We start from the raw sequence: 17182 nt of genomic DNA on the forward strand, positions 1-17182 counted from the left end.
AGGTGCGGGTAGACGTCGCGAGGATGGTTCGAAACAACCGCTGCAATATCCATTTCCAGTTCGCCGGTTCTCCACCGGTAGAGCAAGTCTTCGAGACAGTGATCAAAACGTGAAGCCATCAGCATCACGCGACGGCGATCAGCGATTGATCTCAAGTTCCACGTCATCTCGAATTTTGCTGCAATCCGCCCGAACTGCTCTCGCACCTCGCTTAGGGAGCAATTGTCCCTGATCGCATCGAACTCGATGCGAACGAAAAAGCGACTTGCTTCCTGATCGTCGAATTGTTGCGCGTCGAGGATATTATATCCTGACTCGAAGATCGCCGCGGAGATACCTGAAACAATACCCGGCCTGTCCGCGCAACTGGCGGTAAATACATATGAAGTAGTCATGCAAGCCACGCCTCTGCACCTATCTCAACCGCCATTGTGCGGATGTACTGCCGCCGAGACGGGACGAAGTACAGATTGCGCGTGACATACCAAATATCTTGAATTTCTATATCCGCCGCGAGGCGACTACGACGACAAGGAATCGCCACGGCACGAAAAGTGAGACCCGACGCATCCAGCTTGCGCGTTGCTGGGCCAAATACGGCGCTGACTCGATTGCACTGCCGTAATCACCTACTATCCGGAGTTCCTAATCAGGTGGCATCATCGGAGAGCGCCGAACAACGCGAGCTGGCAAAAACACGCCGCTCCCAATATTGGGAGCGGCCAGTTTGGGAGGAATTGACTGATCCAGTTTGCGCGAAATAATTGAACCTCTGAACCACACTGCTTGCGATAACAGACATATCGATCCGCAATATCCGACAAGCTAGTTTTCGCGTTACCCGAACACGACTAAGATGAGCTCCCAAATTTTGAAAAATGCTCTAACCTGACGGCGCCCGGACTGTTCAGCTTTCACGATTTGCAGAGTCGATCCGACGACCATCTCCAATATGAACCATGAATGAAAAGCGGTTTCAGTTGATAAACATACGCGGCCCTCACAGGCCGCTACACCGCAATCGTTCTTTGATTCCTCTACGATCAAGAAAATGAAGAACTCCGGCATGCACCGTGTTTTTCAGAGGTACGTTGATCTTCTCTCCAAAGCCGGAGGAGTTGAAGAATTCACGCAAGCGATGTCAACAACGGTGACAGCTCTTGATCTACCTTGCTTTGCATATATCGCTTTGGCGCATGGATCGGACACTCAACCGCTAGTAATTTCGACCTATCCTAGGAGTTGGGTTGCTCATTATTTGAAAAATCATTACGAGCGCATTGACCCGGTTGTCAAAAAAGCAGTTCGAGATCCGGCGCCATTTCGGTGGGGCGCTGATCTGTCAACCAACTCGGGTTCTTTGATCCAGCGGAGGCTGCTCGCTGAAGCGTCGGAATTTGGCATCCGATTTGGGTTTACTGTCCCGCTACATGCGGATCGCGAGCCGGTCGCAGCAATGACCTTCGTGGACGAACGAAAGGGCCCGCAGTTTGAACGTTACATCCAAAAACATGAGTGCGTGCTCCAACTTATGGCGATGTACTTCCATGCCCATATTAGACGCAGATTTGTGAGGGAACGTAAGGTTGCGGGGGTCACTTTATCACCGCGCGAGTTCGAATGCCTGGAATGGGCTTCACAAGGAAAAAGCGCGTGGGAGATTGGATGCATCCTCGGTATCTCGCGCAATACGGTCGCAGACTACCTGGATAACGCAAAGCAAAAGCTGGGCGTTCGGACGGTCATGCAAGCGGTGACGCGCTTGGCCGCTGCGAACAAAGAAGAGCGAAATTAGGGCGACAGCCCCCTGCAACTACAGGTGATGCACCAGACAAATTCCCGCTCCAAAGGGTGTGCATAAACACACTTTGGAGGAACCATGATTCAGATGATCACGCCATCCTCATATGGCGATTTTTCCAAGACGCTCATTGAAATGTACCGGATGCGCCACCGTGTTTTCAAACTCCGGATGGCTTGGGACGTTCAAACCAGCGGCGACATGGAGATCGATGATTTTGACGCACTGCATCCAATCTACCTGACGCAGGTTTCTGAAAGCGGGGTTGTGCGAGGCTCCGTTCGTCTTGTGCCTTCGATTGGGCCGACGATGCTTCGCGATACTTTTTCTGTGCTTCTTGAAGGCCATCCTGCTCCCTCAACGCCACTAGTTTGGGAAAGCAGCAGGTTCGCGATCGACGTTACTAGTGACGCTCCGAAGGGAGATCACGGCATAACTCGTGCCGCTTACGAACTGTTTGCTGGAATGGTCGAGTTCGGGCTGTCACGACAACTCACAGATATCGTCACTGTCACGGATGTTCGAATGGAAAGAATCCTTCGACGCGCGGGTTGGCCGCTGCGACGCATTGGCAATGCGTCCAGAATCGGCAGCACCTTGGCCGTGGCGGGTTACCTTGCGATTTCGAATGAGATTCTGGCTAACCTTCGTAAGGCCGGCGGTCTTTCGACACCAGTTCTTTGGACACCAGTTATCTTCGCAGCCGCCTAGAATGATTCATGCCAGCCAAATGAGAGACATGTCCCCGCCTAGCGTGGGGACACCCTGTCACACGGCTTCTACAGAGCCCCGAAATGACGGAAATTGAGATCAGGAACGATCGGAAGCACGCAGCGAGAGCCATCGATCTGCAACAGCTTCGATTAGCTGTTATTGCTTGCGACTACGGCAGCTTTCGACGCGCCGCAGAAGCACTTTCGATCAAGCATACCGTGTTCAGCCGGTCTATAGGTCAACTCGAGTATTTGGTTGGGGCCTCACTATTTGAGCGCTCAAGCGGGGGAATCAAACCTACGCTCGCTGGCCGAGCCGTTCTACGAATTGCACGGTTGATTCTAGAACAAGTCGACACACTTGTCGATGTAGGACAATCTGGCGGTCGCGGTGAATCGGGTCACCTCGCGATGGGCTTCTGCACATCTATTTCGACCGGGAATTTGCGAGCAACCCTTGGGGAGTTCAATAAGCGGCTTCCCCAGATCGAACTGGCAACGATGGAACGCTCTCGCGTTCGGCTGATGACGGCCCTTCGTATTGGAACAGTCGATGTGGTTGTTTCGCCGGGTCGCTTGGTATCGAAGGACGCCAAAGCATTGCCGCTTTGGAGTGAGCGGATCATGATCTCGTTGCCTCAGGGGCATAGCTTGGCGGCGCACGAAATCGTCTACTGGACCGATCTGCGCAACGAAACGATTCTCTTGAGTCAGTATGATCCTGGAAGAGAGCTTGAGGATCTCCTGATCTCGAAGTTCGCTTTGCCTGAAGACCGCCCCAAGATCGAGCGACACGATGTTAGTCGAGGCATCATCAAGAGCCTGATAAGTATGGGGATGGGGCTCAGTCTCGTGATGGAATCGGATATTGGTGCGAGCTTTGCTGGCTTGGTGTACCGAGAACTACAAGACGAGACGGGACCAAGCCGGTTGGACTTCTTCGCGCACTGGCGCGATGACAACGAGAATCCCGCTTTGAGGCGCTTCCTCAACCTCCTAGCGGAACGCTATCCTTCACCGCCGCCGGCTCTCGGGGTATGACCGGCTCGCCTTGCCTTTGCAAATCCTCGGTCCGTGGCCATAAAGCGCGTCAGCATCGGTGCGATCAGTTTCGTCGGATCGATGCGCTGCCCGCTTTCACGCGCCAAGGCCTCTGCGTAGGCGACGAGATCCCGATGCACTGATGCCGGAAGTTCAGCGGCGACCTTGACCGGCTTGTCGTCGGGCAGTGTTGCAATTTTCAGCTTGGGCATGCCGTTACCCTCTGTATGGCACGAGTACGAGATCGCGATTGACAATGACACGCACTGGGAAACCAGGTCGTACGGTGAGAGTAGGCTGGATGTTGAGACTGCGCCGAACCACCTGCTGTCCTGTTTGATTCAGAGAATCCGAGGCCCCGTGCCGCAATGCCTGGATGATGGCGCTGTCGTTGCCATTGGTGTCCGAGCCAGCCCCTAGCTCGGTCCCGACCGCCAGAAACGTCGACAGCGCAGCAGCCTTGAACAGTTCGCCCCAGTGATTGTCGACCTGATCTTCGAGACCTGCATATCCCGCGGTGTCGGCGCCAGGCTGCCGCTCGAGAACGATTGAACGTCCATTCGGCATGATCAGCCGGGTCCAAACGAGCAGAACACGGGACTGGCCGAAAGTGACCTGGCTATCGTAGATACCGATCAGGCGCGCACCCTGAGGCACAAGCAGAAAGCGGCCGGTCGGTGTGTCGAAAACATTCTCGGTGATCTGCGCGGTAATTTGGCCTGGCAGGTCCGATCGGATCCCAGTGATCAGCGCACCCGGAATCACCGTCCCAGCCTGCACGATGTAGGGTGAGGCGGGTCTGGTCACACGGTCGGGGCTTACCGTGCGGCGGTCCACAGAGGCGTTGACAAAGGCAAGCTTGCGGTCCTGGCCGTTCTGCGCAGATCCATCATCACCCGTGCTCGTTGCGCTCGCCGGCACGACGCGGTCACTTCCAACCGCCGCAGCGACGGACGGACGCATTTCTTGCCCATTTGTCGATGCGAACAGATGACTGATGCGGGCTGCTTCGGTCTCTTGATCCTGGCGCTGCTTGTCGGGATCAGCGCCACTTGTCGGCGACAAACCTTGAGCGGCAAGGATCGGTCGACCGAGATCGCCGGGAAGCGGCGGACCTAGTTGCGGAACTACCTGGCGCGGAACGCCAGCATAGTCCTTCGGCAGTATCGTAATGCCATCGGCAACATTGTGATGGTCGGTACTGTAAAGCTCGTCGGCCGCCTGATTGCGGGAGCGATTGTTTTGCAACGACCATAGCACCGCGCTGCCGATGACGAGCAAAGCAACCGCGCTCCCGCCGGCCAGGATCTTTCGCGACAACCGTGTCACAGGCGGATGCTCTGCTCTCAAGCGAAAGCTCCCTGACTGTTCCGTTTGCGTTTGCGGCGGAGCGACTTGAACCTGATCGTTCTCGTTCGGCGGATTCATGATGACGGCCTCCCATCGGTCCTGACGATCCTGACCTTCTGCTGGTGCTCACCGCCGAGCCGGAGTTCGGCGGCCGCGAAGAGCCGATCCACGATCAGAACGTTGCCGTAGGCGCGGTAATTGACGAGTTCGGTTTTGCCGTCAGGGCCAATCACAAAGAGCGGAGGCATCTCTCCCTGCACAATGCCCTGCGGGAACTCGACGTAGACCTTGCGGCCATCGTCATATGCGGCGAGCGGCCGCCAAGGAGGACTGTCCCCTTCGAAGGCATAGCGAGAGATGCGCTGCGCCGGGTCCGGAAGAACGGGCTTCAGAGCGAGCGAACGAGATCGTTCGCGGACCGCTTCCGGATAGTACCAAGCAACGGATGGCATATATGGCCGCTCGCGGGAGCGGAGCTCGATCAAATAGGTGCGCCGATCGGTATTGACGACCAGGTTGGTCTCGATTGACGCGCGGGTCGGCTTGACCAGGATGTGGACGCGTCGCGTGTCGCCGTTCCCGCTCTCGGTATCTCCTACGACCCAGCGTACGGTATCTCCGGCCGCGATTGGCCCAGATCCCGTCAACTGTTCTCCCTCTTCGAGCGCGATATCCGTGATCTGCCCCGGCGCGGCGTAAATCTGATAGAGCGCCCCGGGACTGTAGGCGTAGATTTGCGCCGCGTTGAAATACCCCCGCTTGCGCGGTTCGACGCGGGCGGCGCTATTTGCCGTCTCAACCCGGCTCACCGGTTCAGCGTCTTCTTTTCCTCCCGACTTGCCGCCGAGAACCGGCTTCCAGAGCGGTGGAACGTGAAGCGGTCGCAATCTGTCGTCGAGAGGCGCGGGAGCTGCCGGCAACGGAGGCACTTCCGCATCGTAGCTGATCTCCGGGGGAATGTAGGTCGCGCACCCACCGAGCGCCGAGGAACCGACCAGGAGCGCAAACAGAATTGCTCGTTTCGCGGCCACGAGTTCCGGCAGTGCCGAATTGTGCGGGATGGGGCGGTTCGAACGAACGTCATGCGGCGTCTTGGTCACTGACTCAACTCCTTTGACCAGTTGATGGCGCGGACATAGACGCCAAGGGGGTTTTTGCGCAGGCGCTCGGCATCGCGCGGCGTCTCGATCACGATCGAGAGAATTGCAGTCCAGCGCTCAGTCGAACTCAACGAGCCGTTGTCGTAGACGCGCTGGGTCCACGCGACGCGAAAGCTCTCCGACGACGCGCGAATGACGCTCGAGACCTCGACGGAGACCTGGGCCTTGCCCAACTTGGCAAAGGGGTCATTGGTGCGCGCATAGTCGTTTAGCGCGGCGGCGCCACGATCGGTCGTAAAATCATAGGCCCGGAGCCAGTTTTGGCGCAGAACGATGCCGTCGGCCGGTAGGCCTCTGACGTCCTCGATAAAGCGCGCCAGATGGTAGGCGATCTGAGCGTCGTTGGGTTGATAGTCGATGTTGGCCGGCGCAACCCTTTGAGCTTGGCCGAGATGGTCGACTTCGACCACCCAAGGCGTGATCGAGCCTTGGCTCGATTGCCAAACAAGGCTACCTGCGAGACCGGCTGATAACATCAAGCAGCCGAACGCCATCAAGCGCCAGTTCTTGGCCTGCACGCGGGCAGATCCAATGCGCTCGTCCCAAACCTGCGCTGCCTTTTGGTACGGCGTGATCGGCTCGGGCATGCGCCCGTAGTGAACGGAAGGTCGTTTGAACATCGATGGTTGCCCCTGAGATCAAGTAATCGGTTTCGAGTGGTGTGGTGTATGCGTTTCAGTCACCCGCGCAGCGAGTCGCGAAGGCGCAGTGACTGAGTGTCAGCGCTCTCCTTCAGACAAATCGACGGAAGAGCCGCCGCCACCATGGTCACCTGAGCGGACTGCGTGGCTGACTGCCGACGCACCGTGCCGAACAGTCTCGGCACGCTTCATGCGCCGCGCCCAATCGGGCTGCCCTTCGGCCGAAGTGCTCGCGCCCTGCGCGCCGGTTTCTCCACCTCCACCCAGCGCAGCCGCTGCACGACGCAACGGGCTCATTGCAGCGGAAGCGCCTGCCTCCGTAACGCCAGCAAGGCCGCCGCTTCGAAAAGCCGCGGATGCTCCGCTGAAGACAGCGCCGCCACCGCGCGCGGCGCTTGCAATCGCTCCGCCGGCGAGACCAGCACCGCCGGCGGCAAGACCCGTGCCCGCCGCAACAATGCCGCCGGCAGCAAGGCCTGTTCCAATTGCGGCGCCGCCGCCGAGTTGCGGTCCGCCTGACACAAGGCCGTTTGCGATACCCGGACCAAAGATGCCAAGCCCTAGTAAGGAGAGCGCCGCCAGCACCAGCGTCATCGCGTCTTCAATGGTCGGCTGACCGCCACCAAAGCCAGCGGTGAACTGCGAGAATAGGGTCGAGCCAATGCCAACGATGACAGCCAGGACCAGGACCTTGACGCCGGATGATATGACGTTGCCCAGGACCCGCTCGGCCGCGAAAGCAGTCTTGCCGAACAAGCCGAAGGGAATGAGTACGAAGCCGGCCAGCGTCGTGAGCTTGAACTCGATCAGGGTGACAAAGAGCTGGATCGCCAGAATGAAGAAGGCGAGCAACACCACGACCCAGGCGAACAGAAGAACGACGATCTGGACGAAATTCTCGAAGAAGCTGATGTAGCCCATCAGGTTGGAGATCGAGTCGAGCAATGGTCGGCCGGCGTCGAGTCCGACTTGAGCGATCTTTCCCGGTCGCAGGAAATCTGAAGCGGAGAGGCTTGTGCCCGATGCTTTCAGTCCAAGACTCGCAAAGCTCTCGAAAACGATGCGTGCCAGCGTGTTCCAATTGCCGATGAGATAGGCAAAGACGCCTACAAAGAGCGTCTTCTTGACGAGGCGCGCGATGATGTCTTCGTCCGGCCCCCAACTCCAGAACAAAGCTGCAAGTGTGATGTCGATCGCGGCAAGGGTCGCTGCGAGATACCCGACGTCGCTACCGAGCAACCCGAAGCCGTTGTCGATATAGCGCGTGAACGTTTCCAGGAATTGGTCGATGATTCCCGTACCAGTCATGGCTTGTTCGCCTCGGGTGTCGCCAGGTTCGGACATCCCTGCGGGATCCGGCTTTGATCCTTTTGGGCAGGTATCGAGCTGGTTGGGTCATCGTGGCCGGGAGCTACGCCGCCGTCTTTCCTGCCAAGGAAGCGGCGGCGGTTTTCGGCCCAGATCTGTTGGCAGTGGCGATAGTCTGCCGTCTCCTCCGGAGTGACGCCGCGGCAGTGTACGAGGTCGGCGTTGGCTGCATCGGTCCTCTGTTCAGCCTTCGGCGCCGATCCAGCTTCGTCTCGGCCACGCAGCTGAATCGTGCAGGCCGCGACGGCCACCAGGCCGATTGTCGTAAGCAGCGACAGCGCCTTGAATGCTCTTACGTCGGTCATCAGTGGAACATCTGCACATTGGAGGATTGATAGCCCTGTCCTGGTGTCAGGAAACGCCTGAGCTGCTCTCGCCCCTGATCCTGCGCCGAGGCGCGCTGAGCCGCTTCGAGGCTCTGCGCCCTGCCCTGCGCCGCCGCGGCCGCTGTGAGATCGGCAAGTTGTTGCGCTTGAAGCGCGAGGATCTGGTTGCCCGCCTGAGTAGCCTGCAACGCGCCACTGGCACTCTGGCTCGAAGTTACGAGGGCAGACGTCTGGATGCGATTGGTGTCGAGGTTGCCAACGATGCCGGCCTGGACACGAAGTGCGTCTTGTGTCGCGGCATAGGAATTTTGCCATCGCGATTGAGCGTTGGAGATCAGCAACTGGTTCGACTGGCTGCTGGTCGCCGGCGCGTAGCTCGTCGAGAAGGCATGATCGATCTGCTGCACGTCGTAGGCAATGCGCTGGGCCTGGGACAGTAATTGCTGGGTACGCTGGATCGATGATTGCAGTTGCTGCAGCGACGAATACGGCAGGCTTGCCAGATTCCTGGCCTGATTGATCAGCATCTGTGCCTCGTTCTGCAACGAGGTGATCTGATTATTGATCTGCTGGAGCTCCCGCGCGGCCGTCAGGACATTCTGGACGTAGTTGGTGGGATCGAAGACGATCAGCGCCCGTGCGGGCAGCGTAACGCCAAGCAGCAGCGCGAGGGCGGCCGTGGCCGCCAATAGGCCAAGAGGTCTCACAGTGATTTCTCCAGATTGACGAGATTGGGGATCAGGTCTGTCGCCCAGGCGACGCCACGATGCTGGAGCCAGGCAGGCACGAAGCCGTCGGGTCCATGTTCGGCGATGAGTTGCGAGATAGCGGCTTGGTCTGTTTTGGAAGAAGCTGCGGTGAATGCGAGCGCAACCTCACCAAGGCCAAGTTCGAACATCCGGCTGCCGCGACGAGACTGGCAATAGTAGTCGCGCTTTGGCGTTGCCCGGCTCAGAAGTTCGATCTGGCGGTCATTGAGGCCGAAGCGGCGGTAGATGGCAGTGATCTGCGGTTCGATCGCCCGTTCGTTCGGCAGCAACAATCGCGTTGGGCAGCTTTCGATGATAGCCGGTGCAATCGCGGAGCCATCAATGTCCGAAAGCGACTGTGTGGCGAAAATGACGGACGCGTTCTTCTTCCGAAGCGTCTTCAACCATTCCCGGAGCTGCCCTGCAAAATCCTCGTCATCAAGGGCAAGCCAACCTTCATCGACAATCAGGAGTGTGGGCCGGCCATCGAGATGATCACCAATACGATGGAAGAGGTACGCCAGCACGGCCGGCGCAGCACCCGTTCCGGTCAAGCCTTCGGTCTCAAAGGCCTGGACCGACGCCTCGCCGAGACGCTCGAATTCAGCATCGAGCAAGCGCCCGGAAGGTCCGCCCAGGCAGTATGGTTGCAGGGCGCGCTTCAGGGAGTTCAATTGAAGCAGGACGGACAGGCCCGTGAGGGTCCGTTCCTCCCTCGGCGCCGAAGCGAGAGATGTCAGCGCCGACCACAGATGATCCTTGACCTCCGGGGTGATCTCGACCTTTTCCCGAGCAAGGATTGCGCAGATCCATTCCGTAGCCCATCCGCGTTCGGAAGGATCATCGATCCAGGCCAGCGGCTGCAGGGCGACGGGTTGTTCACCTCCGTCGGACAATGCGCCACCGAGATCATGCCAGTCACCGCCCATGGCAAGGGCGGCCGCCCGAATCGAGCCACCGAAGTCAAACGCAAAGACCTGAGAGTTCGGATAACGCCTGAACTGTAGCGCCATCAGCGCGAGCAGCACTGACTTGCCAGCGCCTGTCGGTCCCACCACAAGGGTATGGCCGACGTCACCGACGTGGAGCGAGAATCGGAACGGCGTTGATCCCTCGGTCTTGCCGAACAGAAGCGGCGGCCCCTTAAAGTGGAGGTCCCTCGCCTCACCGGCCCAAACGGCCGACATCGGAATCATATGGGCAAGGTTGAGGGTCGATACCGGTGGCTGCCGCACGTTCGCATAGACATGCCCCGGCAGGCTGCCAAGCCAGGCCTCGACGGCGTTCACCGTCTCGATCATGCAGGTGAAATCGCGACCCTGAATGACCTTCTCGACCAGCCTCAGCTTTTCATCGGCTGCATTGGGATCGCGATCCCAGACGGTAATGGTTGCCGTGACAAAGGCCTGTCCGATCTGATCAGACCCCAGTTCCTGCAACGCCGCGTCGGCATCAAGCGCCTTGTTGTGGGCGTCGGTATCGAGCAGCGTCGACGCCTCGTTCGTCATGACCTCTTTCAGGATGGCGCCGATGGATTTTCGCTTGGCAAACCACTGCCGACGAATCTTGGTCAGCAGCTTGGTGGCATCGGTCTTGTCGAGCATGATCGCTCGGGTCGACCAACGATAAGAGAATGGCAGGCGATTCAGATCATCCAGAATTCCCGGGGTCGTCGCGCCCGGAAAGCCGATAATGGTCAGGACCCGAAGATTGGCAGAACCCAGCATCGGCTCAAGCCCGCCGGTCAGCGGCTGGTCGGCCAACAGCGCATCGATGTACATAGGAATCTCGGGCACGCGAACCCGATGACGCTTGGTCGAGATCGTCGAGTGCAGATAAGTCAGCGTGTCCTGATCATCGAGCCAGGCACATTCGGGCATGAACCCTTCAACGAGCTGCAGCACGCGGTTGGTCTGATCGACAAACCCGCGCAGCACCTCGCGCGCGTCCGCTCCAACTGTCCGATCGCGTCCCTCGTAGAGCAGTCGCTCTGCTTGGGCAGCCCCCTCTTCCGGGGGCAAATAGAGCAAGGTCAGGAAATAGCTGGACTCATAATGGGCCCCCGCCTCTTCGAATTGAGCTCGGCGCTCGGCGTCGACCAGTGCAGACGCGACATCCGGAAAGGTGTTCGGAGGATAAGCTCCAGCAAAATGACGCTGCGCCTCAACAAATACGGCCCAACCAGATCCCAGACGGCGCAGGGCGTTGTTCAGGCGACCGGCGGCGCCGACAAGCTCGGCCGATACCGCGCTGTCGAGGTCAGGCCCCCGGAATTTCGCCGTCCGTTGGAACGAGCCGTCCTTGTTGAGGATAATTCCCTCGTCGATGAGGGCCGCCCAGGGCAGGAAGTCGGCAAGGCGCGCGTTGGAATGGCGATATTCGGCAAGATTCATCATGACAGAGGGCTCAGGTGTTGAGATGTGCGGGAATGCGCAGATGTCGGCGCACCACATCGACAAAGGCGGGATCGCGCTTGGCGGCCCAGACAGCGGCCATGTGCCCGATGAACCAGAGGACAAGACCCGCAATCCAGAGCCGAAGTCCGAGCCCCAGGGCTGCCGCGAGCGTGCCGTTAACGATCGCAACTGACCGCGGCGCGCCGCCCATCAGGATTGGCTCAGTCAGCGCGCGGTGAACGGGCACGACAAAGCCTGTGACCTGCTCATCCATCAGATCACCACGCCGCCGCCGAAGGAGAAGAACGACAGGAAGAAGCTCGAGGCGGCAAACGCGATTGACAGACCGAACACGATCTGGATCAGCCTGCGGAAGCCACCTGACGAGTCCCCAAACGCGAGCGTGAGCCCGGTCACGACGATGATGATGACGGCTATGATCTTGGCGACCGGACCTTCAACCGACTGCAAGATCTGATTGAGTGGCTGCTCCCACGGCATGTTCGAGCCAGCCGCCCACGCCGGCGCCGACGCCAAAAGCACCGCGCCGAAGGCGGCCAACGATGCACCTCGAAGAAAGCGAAATTGGTGACGCATGTCAGTCTCCTGTTGATGAAAGGTTGTAGTCACCGGCGGCCCCGAGCCCGGTGACGATGGCGAGTTCAGCGAGGCGACGGTCACCGCCGCGCCCCGCAAGCACAGCAACGAGGTTGATGGTCTCCGCGATCAGGGCGCGCGGAACCGTGATGACGGCTTCCTGGATGAGTTGCTCGAGCCGCCGCAGCGCGCCGAGCGCACTGCCCGCATGGATAGTCCCGATGCCACCGGGATGACCGGTGCCCCAGGCCTTAAGCAGGTCGAGCGCTTCGGCACCGCGAACCTCGCCAACCGGAATGCGATCCGGACGCAATCGCAGCGATGAGCGAACCAGGTCGGAAAGCGTGGCGACGCCGTCTTTGGTCCGCAAAGCTACAAGATTGGGCGCCTTGCACTGAAGTTCGCGCGTATCTTCGATCAGCACGACCCGATCGGAGCTCTTTGCCACCTCGGCCAGGAGCGCATTCGTCAATGTTGTCTTGCCGGTCGATGTCCCGCCGGCGACCAGAATGTTCTTCCGTGCGGCGACCGCCTTCTGCAGGATCTTGGCCTGCTCCGAGGTCATGATCCCCCTGCGGACGTAGTCGGCGAGCGTAAACACGGCGACAGCGGGCTTGCGGATCGCAAAGGCTGGTGCCGCAACGACTGGAGGCAACAGACCTTCGAAGCGCTCGCCGGTTCCAGGCAATTCGGCCGAGACCCGCGGCGAGCCGGCATGCACCTCCGCACCTACGTGGTGCGCTACCAGACGAACAATGCGCTCGCCGTCCGCCGCCGAAAGGGTTTCGCCTGTGTCGATCAGGCCATTCGACAACCGGTCGATCCACAGCCGCCCATCTGGGTTGAGCATCACCTCGATGACCGCTTCGTCCTCAAGGTAGCCGGCAATCGCGGAACCAAGCGCACTGCGCAGCATTCGCGCGCCGCGCGAACTCGCTTCCGATTGAATGGAATGGATTGCCACTATTCGTCCCCACCGAATGAGGACGTCCAACGAGCGTCCTCATATGGGGATGATTAGAAAAGGCACCTACAGACTTGGCGCAACAAGCGGCTTCAGTGATCGTAGACTGGCGTAGAAAAAGAAAGACCGAGAACTGATGTTTGAGGCCTGCTCAATCGCATCGTGCTCTGCGATCTACCGCTCACCACTCAGCATCGTCATCCGCGGGTACCAGTATGACCGAGTTCACGTACACGCCGACGGGTTCGAGAGCGTCGGAATCACTGGCCGGCTTGAAGAAGAGGATTGAACTCATCCACGAAGCGACGGATTGGCACCAAGGTAGCGCGAACCAGACCAACGTCGCGATTTGCAGCGCTATGTTGAGACCAAACGCGACTTGATAGGCTTGGACAGGCTTATGGCCATCACTCGCGGACCATTGCTCCAGGATAAGACCTGTCAAGTATTGCGCCAGAAATGCCCAACCGAAATGCAAAACGTTCAAGGCACCATTGGCACGGCCGGCGAGCTCCGGCGGGAAGTAATCCGCTATTGCCGCGAAGCTGACCACTGTCGCCGTTCCGACAATTGCGACAATAGACCAAGGCAGGATAGACGGCAAAGACGCTCGCAGGATCAGGGATAACTCAGCCGCGATAAACAGCACCGCAACCATCGTTAATACCGTCTCCGCGCCGATTCCCTTTCGTTTGAAGTGATGGACTGTCATGCCGAACAACCAGGCACCGCCGCTAAGCATAATCGACATTATGAACAGCTGTCTGACGAGACTTGCGCGATCAAGCCCCTCCACGTCGGTCAACCACGGTGACGCCCACAATCCCTGCAGGGACCAGGCTGATCCGACGCACGTCGCCGACAACGGGGCCATTCGCCAGAAGCGCCGATCGCCGAAAACGGAGCTAAGGGTAGCGCGCGCTGCTGATGGGACAATGCCTCGCTCAGGCACGACGGCATAGATGAGAATGGCCGCCGCACCGGTAGCGGCCGCCAGGACCTCAAAAAGTTGCCGCCAGCCCATCCAGTCAAGCAGGTATTCAACGGGGACCGTAGCAGTCACCGCTCCTAGCGATCCCAGCATGACCATGTAGCCGTTAAGCAAGGCGACACGCTCCCTGGGGAACCAGAGGACGATCGACTTCAGTCCTGCGGTCAACGCCGCCGCCACGCCAAGCCCGATCATTGCACGCGCGATCAAAAGCGACAGGAAGTCTGTCGATATCGCGAATAGGCCGGTGCCTGCTGCGGCAAGCAAGAGCAGAACACTCTGGACGCGACGCGGACCAAAGCGATCCAACAATATACCGATGGGGATCTGAGCGGCCGCGAAAACAAGAAAATAGACCGACGTAAGCAACCCGAGGTCGGCAGTCCCAACCCCGGTATCCGAGCTGAGATGGTTGGCGATCAGAGCATTGATCGTTCGAAACAGATAGGAGAGATAGTACCCAGCTACAAAAGGGAGAAAAACGCGCGCGATTCGACGCCATGCTGTTGAGATTTGCATGCTGGCCCCTTTGCTCTCAGCTCGCCGAGCCGATAGCGCGTCCAGCTTTTGTCAGTTCGGCAAAATCGCTGCTGTCGTAGACTGGCGCAGAAAAAGAAGGACCGGCGAATTGGTCTTTCTGCAGAGTTCAATCAGGTTTCTTCGGCCGGTTCCTGACGGCGGATATCTTCTGGTATCTCGCGCAGAAAGCTTTGCCCCTTCTGCAACCGGCGCCCGAGCGCCTCGACAAATCCTTCAAATCGTTCTCGGCCCTTTGCCTGCGCGGCAGCCTGCGCATCGTTCGGTAACGGTGGCGTAATCGTCAGCCAGAAACGGATGAAGAGGGCCAGAGTCTCGGCCGTCAGACCAACGTCACGCTCCAGTCGATGCATCTGACGCGATAGCCGATCGAGGCGACGGGTAAACGCTGCCTCCCGCCTGTCCGCTCCGTCCGGTGATAGAAACGAAGCGACAGCCGCCTCCACGATCGCAGACCGAGAAAGCTTCTTGCGATCGGCGAGTTCCGAGATCTGCTTCAAAAGCTCTGGCGGGAAATAAACGTTCATCCGGTCGCGCATATTGCCTCAGAGCTCCATGCCGTCATTCGGGTCCAGGGCGACTTGACGAGCGACACCGCGCATCTGTTGGCGTATGAGCCGGGACTGACGGACCGCATCCTCGTCATCATCGAGAACGGCAGCAAATTCTTCTGCCGGCGTCGGTTCGGTCGTCTCCTTGGCGATCGCGACGTGATCGGGGAGTTCGGGCTCACGACGGAGCCCGCTGTTCGCCGTGTCTTCCTCGGCCTCCACGGCTTTGTCAGTTGGACTTCCCGTCCGCACCGGCGTTGCGAGCGCCGACCATCCGTCCGATCGCGATGATCGGCCGGCCTTCGCCGGATCGGGCGGTGGCAGAACCCGCTCGGTGAACCGTCGATCCTCGTAGTAGCGGGCCTTCTTCGCCCGGATCGGCGGCGTGCCCGCCACCATGACGATCTCGTCCATGGGCGGAAGCTGCATGACCTCGCCGGGGGTCAGCAGTGGCCTCGCCGTCTCCTGCCGCGAGACCATCAGGTGCCCCAACCACGGGTTCAATCTATGACCGGCATAGTTCTTCATCGCGCGCATCTCGGTCGCCGTGCCCAGCGCGTCAGATACCCGCTTCGCGGTCCGCTCATCGTTGGTCGCAAAGCTGACGCGGACGTGGCAGTTGTCGAGGATCGCGTTGTTGGGCCCGTAGGCCTTCTCGATTTGATTGAGCGACTGCGCGATCAAGAAACTTTTGATGCCATAGCCCGCCATGAAGGCGAGTGCGGACTCGAAAAAATCAAGCCGCCCAAGTGCGGGGAACTCGTCGAGCATCATCAGGACTCGATGCCGACGATTGCTGGCGTGCAGATCCTCGGTCAGACGCCGGCCGATCTGGTTCAACACCAGACGGATCAGCGGCTTGGTCCGAGAAATATCGGACGGTGGCACCACGAGGTAAAGCGTCGTCGGCCGGCTATCTGCGATCAGATCGGCAATCCGCCAGTCGCAGCGACAGGTCACCTGGGCCACAACAGGATCGCGGTAGAGCCCGAGGAACGACATCGCGGTGGACAGGACGCCAGAACGTTCATTCTCGGATTTGTTGAGGAGTTCGCGCGCGGTCGAGGCGACCACGGGATGAGCCCCCTGCCCGCCAAGATGTGCGGTGGTCATCATCGCCTTCAACGTTGCCTCGATCGGCCGCTTCGGATCGGATAGGAAAGCTGCGACACCGGCCAAGGTCTTGTCTGCCTCGGCATAGAGAACGTGGAGGATGGCGCCGACCAGGAGCGAATGACTGGTCTTCTCCCAGTGGTTCCGCTTGTCGAGGGAGCCCTCGGGGTCGACCAGAACGTCGGCCACGTTCTGGACGTCGCGAACCTCCCATTCCCCGCGCCGGACTTCGAGGAGCGGATTGTAGGTTGAGGACTTTGGATTGGTAGGGTCGAACAACAGGACGCGGCCATGCCGCGAGCGGAAGCCCGCGGTCAGTTGCCAGTTCTCTCCCTTGATGTCGTGCACGATGGCCGAGCCGGGCCAAGCCAGCAGTGAAGGAACGACAAGGCCGACGCCCTTGCCCGAGCGGGTGGGTGCAAAACACAAGACGTGCTCCGGTCCGTCATGGCGAAGGTAATCGCGGTCGAGCTTGCCCAGCACCACACCGTCCGGCCCGAGAAGTCCCGCTGCTCGGACTTCTTCCGCACTAGCCCAGCGCGCCGAACCATAGGTCGCGACATTCTTGGCTTCGCGCGCCCGCCACACCGACATGCCGATCGCCACCGCGATCGAAATGAAGGTCCCCGACGCCGCGATGAGCGCCCCCTCGACAAAGACTTGTGGCGCATAGGCGTCGTAGACGAACCACCACCAGAAGAAGACGGGCGGGTAATAGATCTTGAAGCCCATCATTTCGAACCAGGGCCGCCCGAGCTCTGGCTGGTAGGCGAGCCGCCAAGCCGTCCACTCGGTTGCTCCCCAGATGGCGAGCAGAACGATTAGGCCGACAACGATTATCTGTCCCCACAGGATTTTGGTTCCGGACATCCCGAACGTCCTTC

General features: G+C 59.5%; 18 protein-coding genes. 3 read left to right on the forward strand and 15 right to left on the reverse strand.

The features are described from left to right. On the reverse strand, positions 1 to 395 hold a 395-nt coding region (locus ACVIIW_RS00005), incomplete at its 3' end, for an ACT domain-containing protein (RefSeq protein ID WP_456698852.1). A 671-nt stretch (positions 396 to 1066) separates the two neighbouring features. Here ACVIIW_RS00005 and ACVIIW_RS00010 point away from each other — a divergent pair. From ACVIIW_RS00010 to ACVIIW_RS00020, 3 genes are all read left to right on the forward strand, one after another. Continuing rightward, positions 1067 to 1795, forward strand: a complete 729-nt coding sequence (locus tag ACVIIW_RS00010; protein WP_456705045.1) for a helix-turn-helix transcriptional regulator — start codon at positions 1067 to 1069, stop codon at positions 1793 to 1795. A gap of 84 nt (positions 1796 to 1879) precedes the next feature. Further along, the gene (locus ACVIIW_RS00015; RefSeq protein ID WP_456698853.1) at positions 1880 to 2512 is read left to right on the forward strand and encodes an acyl-homoserine-lactone synthase; all 633 of its coding nucleotides are present in this window, start codon (positions 1880 to 1882) and stop codon (positions 2510 to 2512) included. Positions 2513 to 2595: 83 nt separating this feature from the next. Next, the gene (locus ACVIIW_RS00020; protein ID WP_456698854.1) at positions 2596 to 3555 is read left to right on the forward strand and encodes a LysR family transcriptional regulator; all 960 of its coding nucleotides are present in this window, start codon (positions 2596 to 2598) and stop codon (positions 3553 to 3555) included. On the opposite strand, the gene ACVIIW_RS00025 is transcribed toward ACVIIW_RS00020, so the two are convergent. From ACVIIW_RS00025 to ACVIIW_RS00090, 14 genes are all read right to left on the reverse strand, one after another. Further along, positions 3522 to 3767 (reverse strand): DUF2274 domain-containing protein, encoded by a 246-nt coding sequence (locus ACVIIW_RS00025; protein WP_456698855.1) that lies wholly within the window; start codon positions 3765 to 3767, stop codon positions 3522 to 3524. The two genes, ACVIIW_RS00020 and ACVIIW_RS00025, sit on opposite strands and share 34 nt — an antisense overlap. Before the next feature lie 4 nt (positions 3768 to 3771). After that, positions 3772 to 4983: a TrbI/VirB10 family protein gene (locus tag ACVIIW_RS00030; RefSeq protein ID WP_456698856.1), complete on the reverse strand. Its 1212-nt coding sequence runs from the start codon at positions 4981 to 4983 to the stop codon at positions 3772 to 3774. Next, complete coding sequence (trbG, locus tag ACVIIW_RS00035) at positions 4980 to 6005, reverse strand: P-type conjugative transfer protein TrbG (RefSeq protein WP_456698857.1); 1026 nt, start codon at positions 6003 to 6005, stop codon at positions 4980 to 4982. The genes ACVIIW_RS00030 and trbG overlap by 4 nt, the downstream gene beginning before the upstream one ends. Further along, the gene (gene trbF, locus ACVIIW_RS00040; RefSeq protein ID WP_456698858.1) at positions 6002 to 6685 is read right to left on the reverse strand and encodes a conjugal transfer protein TrbF; all 684 of its coding nucleotides are present in this window, start codon (positions 6683 to 6685) and stop codon (positions 6002 to 6004) included. The genes trbG and trbF overlap by 4 nt, the downstream gene beginning before the upstream one ends. Before the next feature lie 99 nt (positions 6686 to 6784). Further along, positions 6785 to 8014: a P-type conjugative transfer protein TrbL gene (trbL, locus tag ACVIIW_RS00045; RefSeq protein WP_456698859.1), complete on the reverse strand. Its 1230-nt coding sequence runs from the start codon at positions 8012 to 8014 to the stop codon at positions 6785 to 6787. Beyond that, positions 8011 to 8379: a putative entry exclusion protein TrbK-alt gene (trbK-alt, locus tag ACVIIW_RS00050; protein WP_456698860.1), complete on the reverse strand. Its 369-nt coding sequence runs from the start codon at positions 8377 to 8379 to the stop codon at positions 8011 to 8013. The genes trbL and trbK-alt overlap by 4 nt, the downstream gene beginning before the upstream one ends. Beyond that, a complete protein-coding gene (gene trbJ, locus ACVIIW_RS00055; RefSeq protein ID WP_456698861.1) occupies positions 8379 to 9107 on the reverse strand; it encodes a P-type conjugative transfer protein TrbJ in 729 nt (242 codons plus the stop codon). Before trbJ ends, trbK-alt begins: the two co-directional genes overlap by 1 nt. Next, the gene (trbE, locus tag ACVIIW_RS00060) at positions 9104 to 11545 is read right to left on the reverse strand and encodes a conjugal transfer protein TrbE (protein WP_456698862.1); all 2442 of its coding nucleotides are present in this window, start codon (positions 11543 to 11545) and stop codon (positions 9104 to 9106) included. The genes trbJ and trbE overlap by 4 nt, the downstream gene beginning before the upstream one ends. 10 nt (positions 11546 to 11555) lie before the next feature. Beyond that, positions 11556 to 11819, reverse strand: coding sequence for a VirB3 family type IV secretion system protein (locus ACVIIW_RS00065; RefSeq protein WP_456698863.1), 264 nt, complete (start codon positions 11817 to 11819; stop codon positions 11556 to 11558). Then, positions 11819 to 12142 (reverse strand): TrbC/VirB2 family protein, encoded by a 324-nt coding sequence (locus ACVIIW_RS00070; RefSeq protein ID WP_456698864.1) that lies wholly within the window; start codon positions 12140 to 12142, stop codon positions 11819 to 11821. The genes ACVIIW_RS00065 and ACVIIW_RS00070 overlap by 1 nt, the downstream gene beginning before the upstream one ends. A gap of 1 nt (position 12143) precedes the next feature. Next, the gene (trbB, locus tag ACVIIW_RS00075; RefSeq protein WP_456705046.1) at positions 12144 to 13058 is read right to left on the reverse strand and encodes a P-type conjugative transfer ATPase TrbB; all 915 of its coding nucleotides are present in this window, start codon (positions 13056 to 13058) and stop codon (positions 12144 to 12146) included. 229 nt (positions 13059 to 13287) lie between these two features. After that, positions 13288 to 14616, reverse strand: a complete 1329-nt coding sequence (locus ACVIIW_RS00080) for an MFS transporter (protein WP_456698865.1) — start codon at positions 14614 to 14616, stop codon at positions 13288 to 13290. A gap of 131 nt (positions 14617 to 14747) precedes the next feature. After that, positions 14748 to 15173 (reverse strand): ribbon-helix-helix domain-containing protein, encoded by a 426-nt coding sequence (locus ACVIIW_RS00085; protein ID WP_212426642.1) that lies wholly within the window; start codon positions 15171 to 15173, stop codon positions 14748 to 14750. 6 nt (positions 15174 to 15179) lie between these two features. Beyond that, positions 15180 to 17168: a conjugal transfer protein TraG gene (locus tag ACVIIW_RS00090; RefSeq protein WP_456698866.1), complete on the reverse strand. Its 1989-nt coding sequence runs from the start codon at positions 17166 to 17168 to the stop codon at positions 15180 to 15182. Between the last annotated feature and the right edge of the window lie 14 nt (positions 17169 to 17182).

This window comes from Bradyrhizobium sp. USDA 4449, assembly GCF_054056275.1.

What these genes read in the sequence shown, in the direction of transcription:
- trbK-alt (WP_456698860.1), bottom strand. Translation starts at nt 8,379, where the DNA reads ATGACCGACGTAAGAGCATTCAAGGCGCTGTCGCTGCTTACGACAATC.
- ACVIIW_RS00030 (WP_456698856.1), bottom strand. Translation starts at nt 4,983, where the DNA reads ATGAATCCGCCGAACGAGAACGATCAGGTTCAAGTCGCTCCGCCGCAA.
- ACVIIW_RS00085 (WP_212426642.1), bottom strand. Translation starts at nt 15,173, where the DNA reads ATGCGCGACCGGATGAACGTTTATTTCCCGCCAGAGCTTTTGAAGCAG.
- trbB (WP_456705046.1), bottom strand. Translation starts at nt 13,058, where the DNA reads ATGCTGCGCAGTGCGCTTGGTTCCGCGATTGCCGGCTACCTTGAGGAC.
- ACVIIW_RS00065 (WP_456698863.1), bottom strand. Translation starts at nt 11,819, where the DNA reads ATGGATGAGCAGGTCACAGGCTTTGTCGTGCCCGTTCACCGCGCGCTG.
- ACVIIW_RS00070 (WP_456698864.1), bottom strand. Translation starts at nt 12,142, where the DNA reads ATGCGTCACCAATTTCGCTTTCTTCGAGGTGCATCGTTGGCCGCCTTC.
- trbL (WP_456698859.1), bottom strand. Translation starts at nt 8,014, where the DNA reads ATGACTGGTACGGGAATCATCGACCAATTCCTGGAAACGTTCACGCGC.
- ACVIIW_RS00020 (WP_456698854.1), top strand. Translation starts at nt 2,596, where the DNA reads ATGACGGAAATTGAGATCAGGAACGATCGGAAGCACGCAGCGAGAGCC.
- ACVIIW_RS00090 (WP_456698866.1), bottom strand. Translation starts at nt 17,168, where the DNA reads ATGTCCGGAACCAAAATCCTGTGGGGACAGATAATCGTTGTCGGCCTA.
- trbE (WP_456698862.1), bottom strand. Translation starts at nt 11,545, where the DNA reads ATGATGAATCTTGCCGAATATCGCCATTCCAACGCGCGCCTTGCCGAC.
- trbF (WP_456698858.1), bottom strand. Translation starts at nt 6,685, where the DNA reads ATGTTCAAACGACCTTCCGTTCACTACGGGCGCATGCCCGAGCCGATC.
- ACVIIW_RS00010 (WP_456705045.1), top strand. Translation starts at nt 1,067, where the DNA reads ATGCACCGTGTTTTTCAGAGGTACGTTGATCTTCTCTCCAAAGCCGGA.
- ACVIIW_RS00025 (WP_456698855.1), bottom strand. Translation starts at nt 3,767, where the DNA reads ATGCCCAAGCTGAAAATTGCAACACTGCCCGACGACAAGCCGGTCAAG.
- ACVIIW_RS00015 (WP_456698853.1), top strand. Translation starts at nt 1,880, where the DNA reads ATGATTCAGATGATCACGCCATCCTCATATGGCGATTTTTCCAAGACG.
- ACVIIW_RS00080 (WP_456698865.1), bottom strand. Translation starts at nt 14,616, where the DNA reads ATGCAAATCTCAACAGCATGGCGTCGAATCGCGCGCGTTTTTCTCCCT.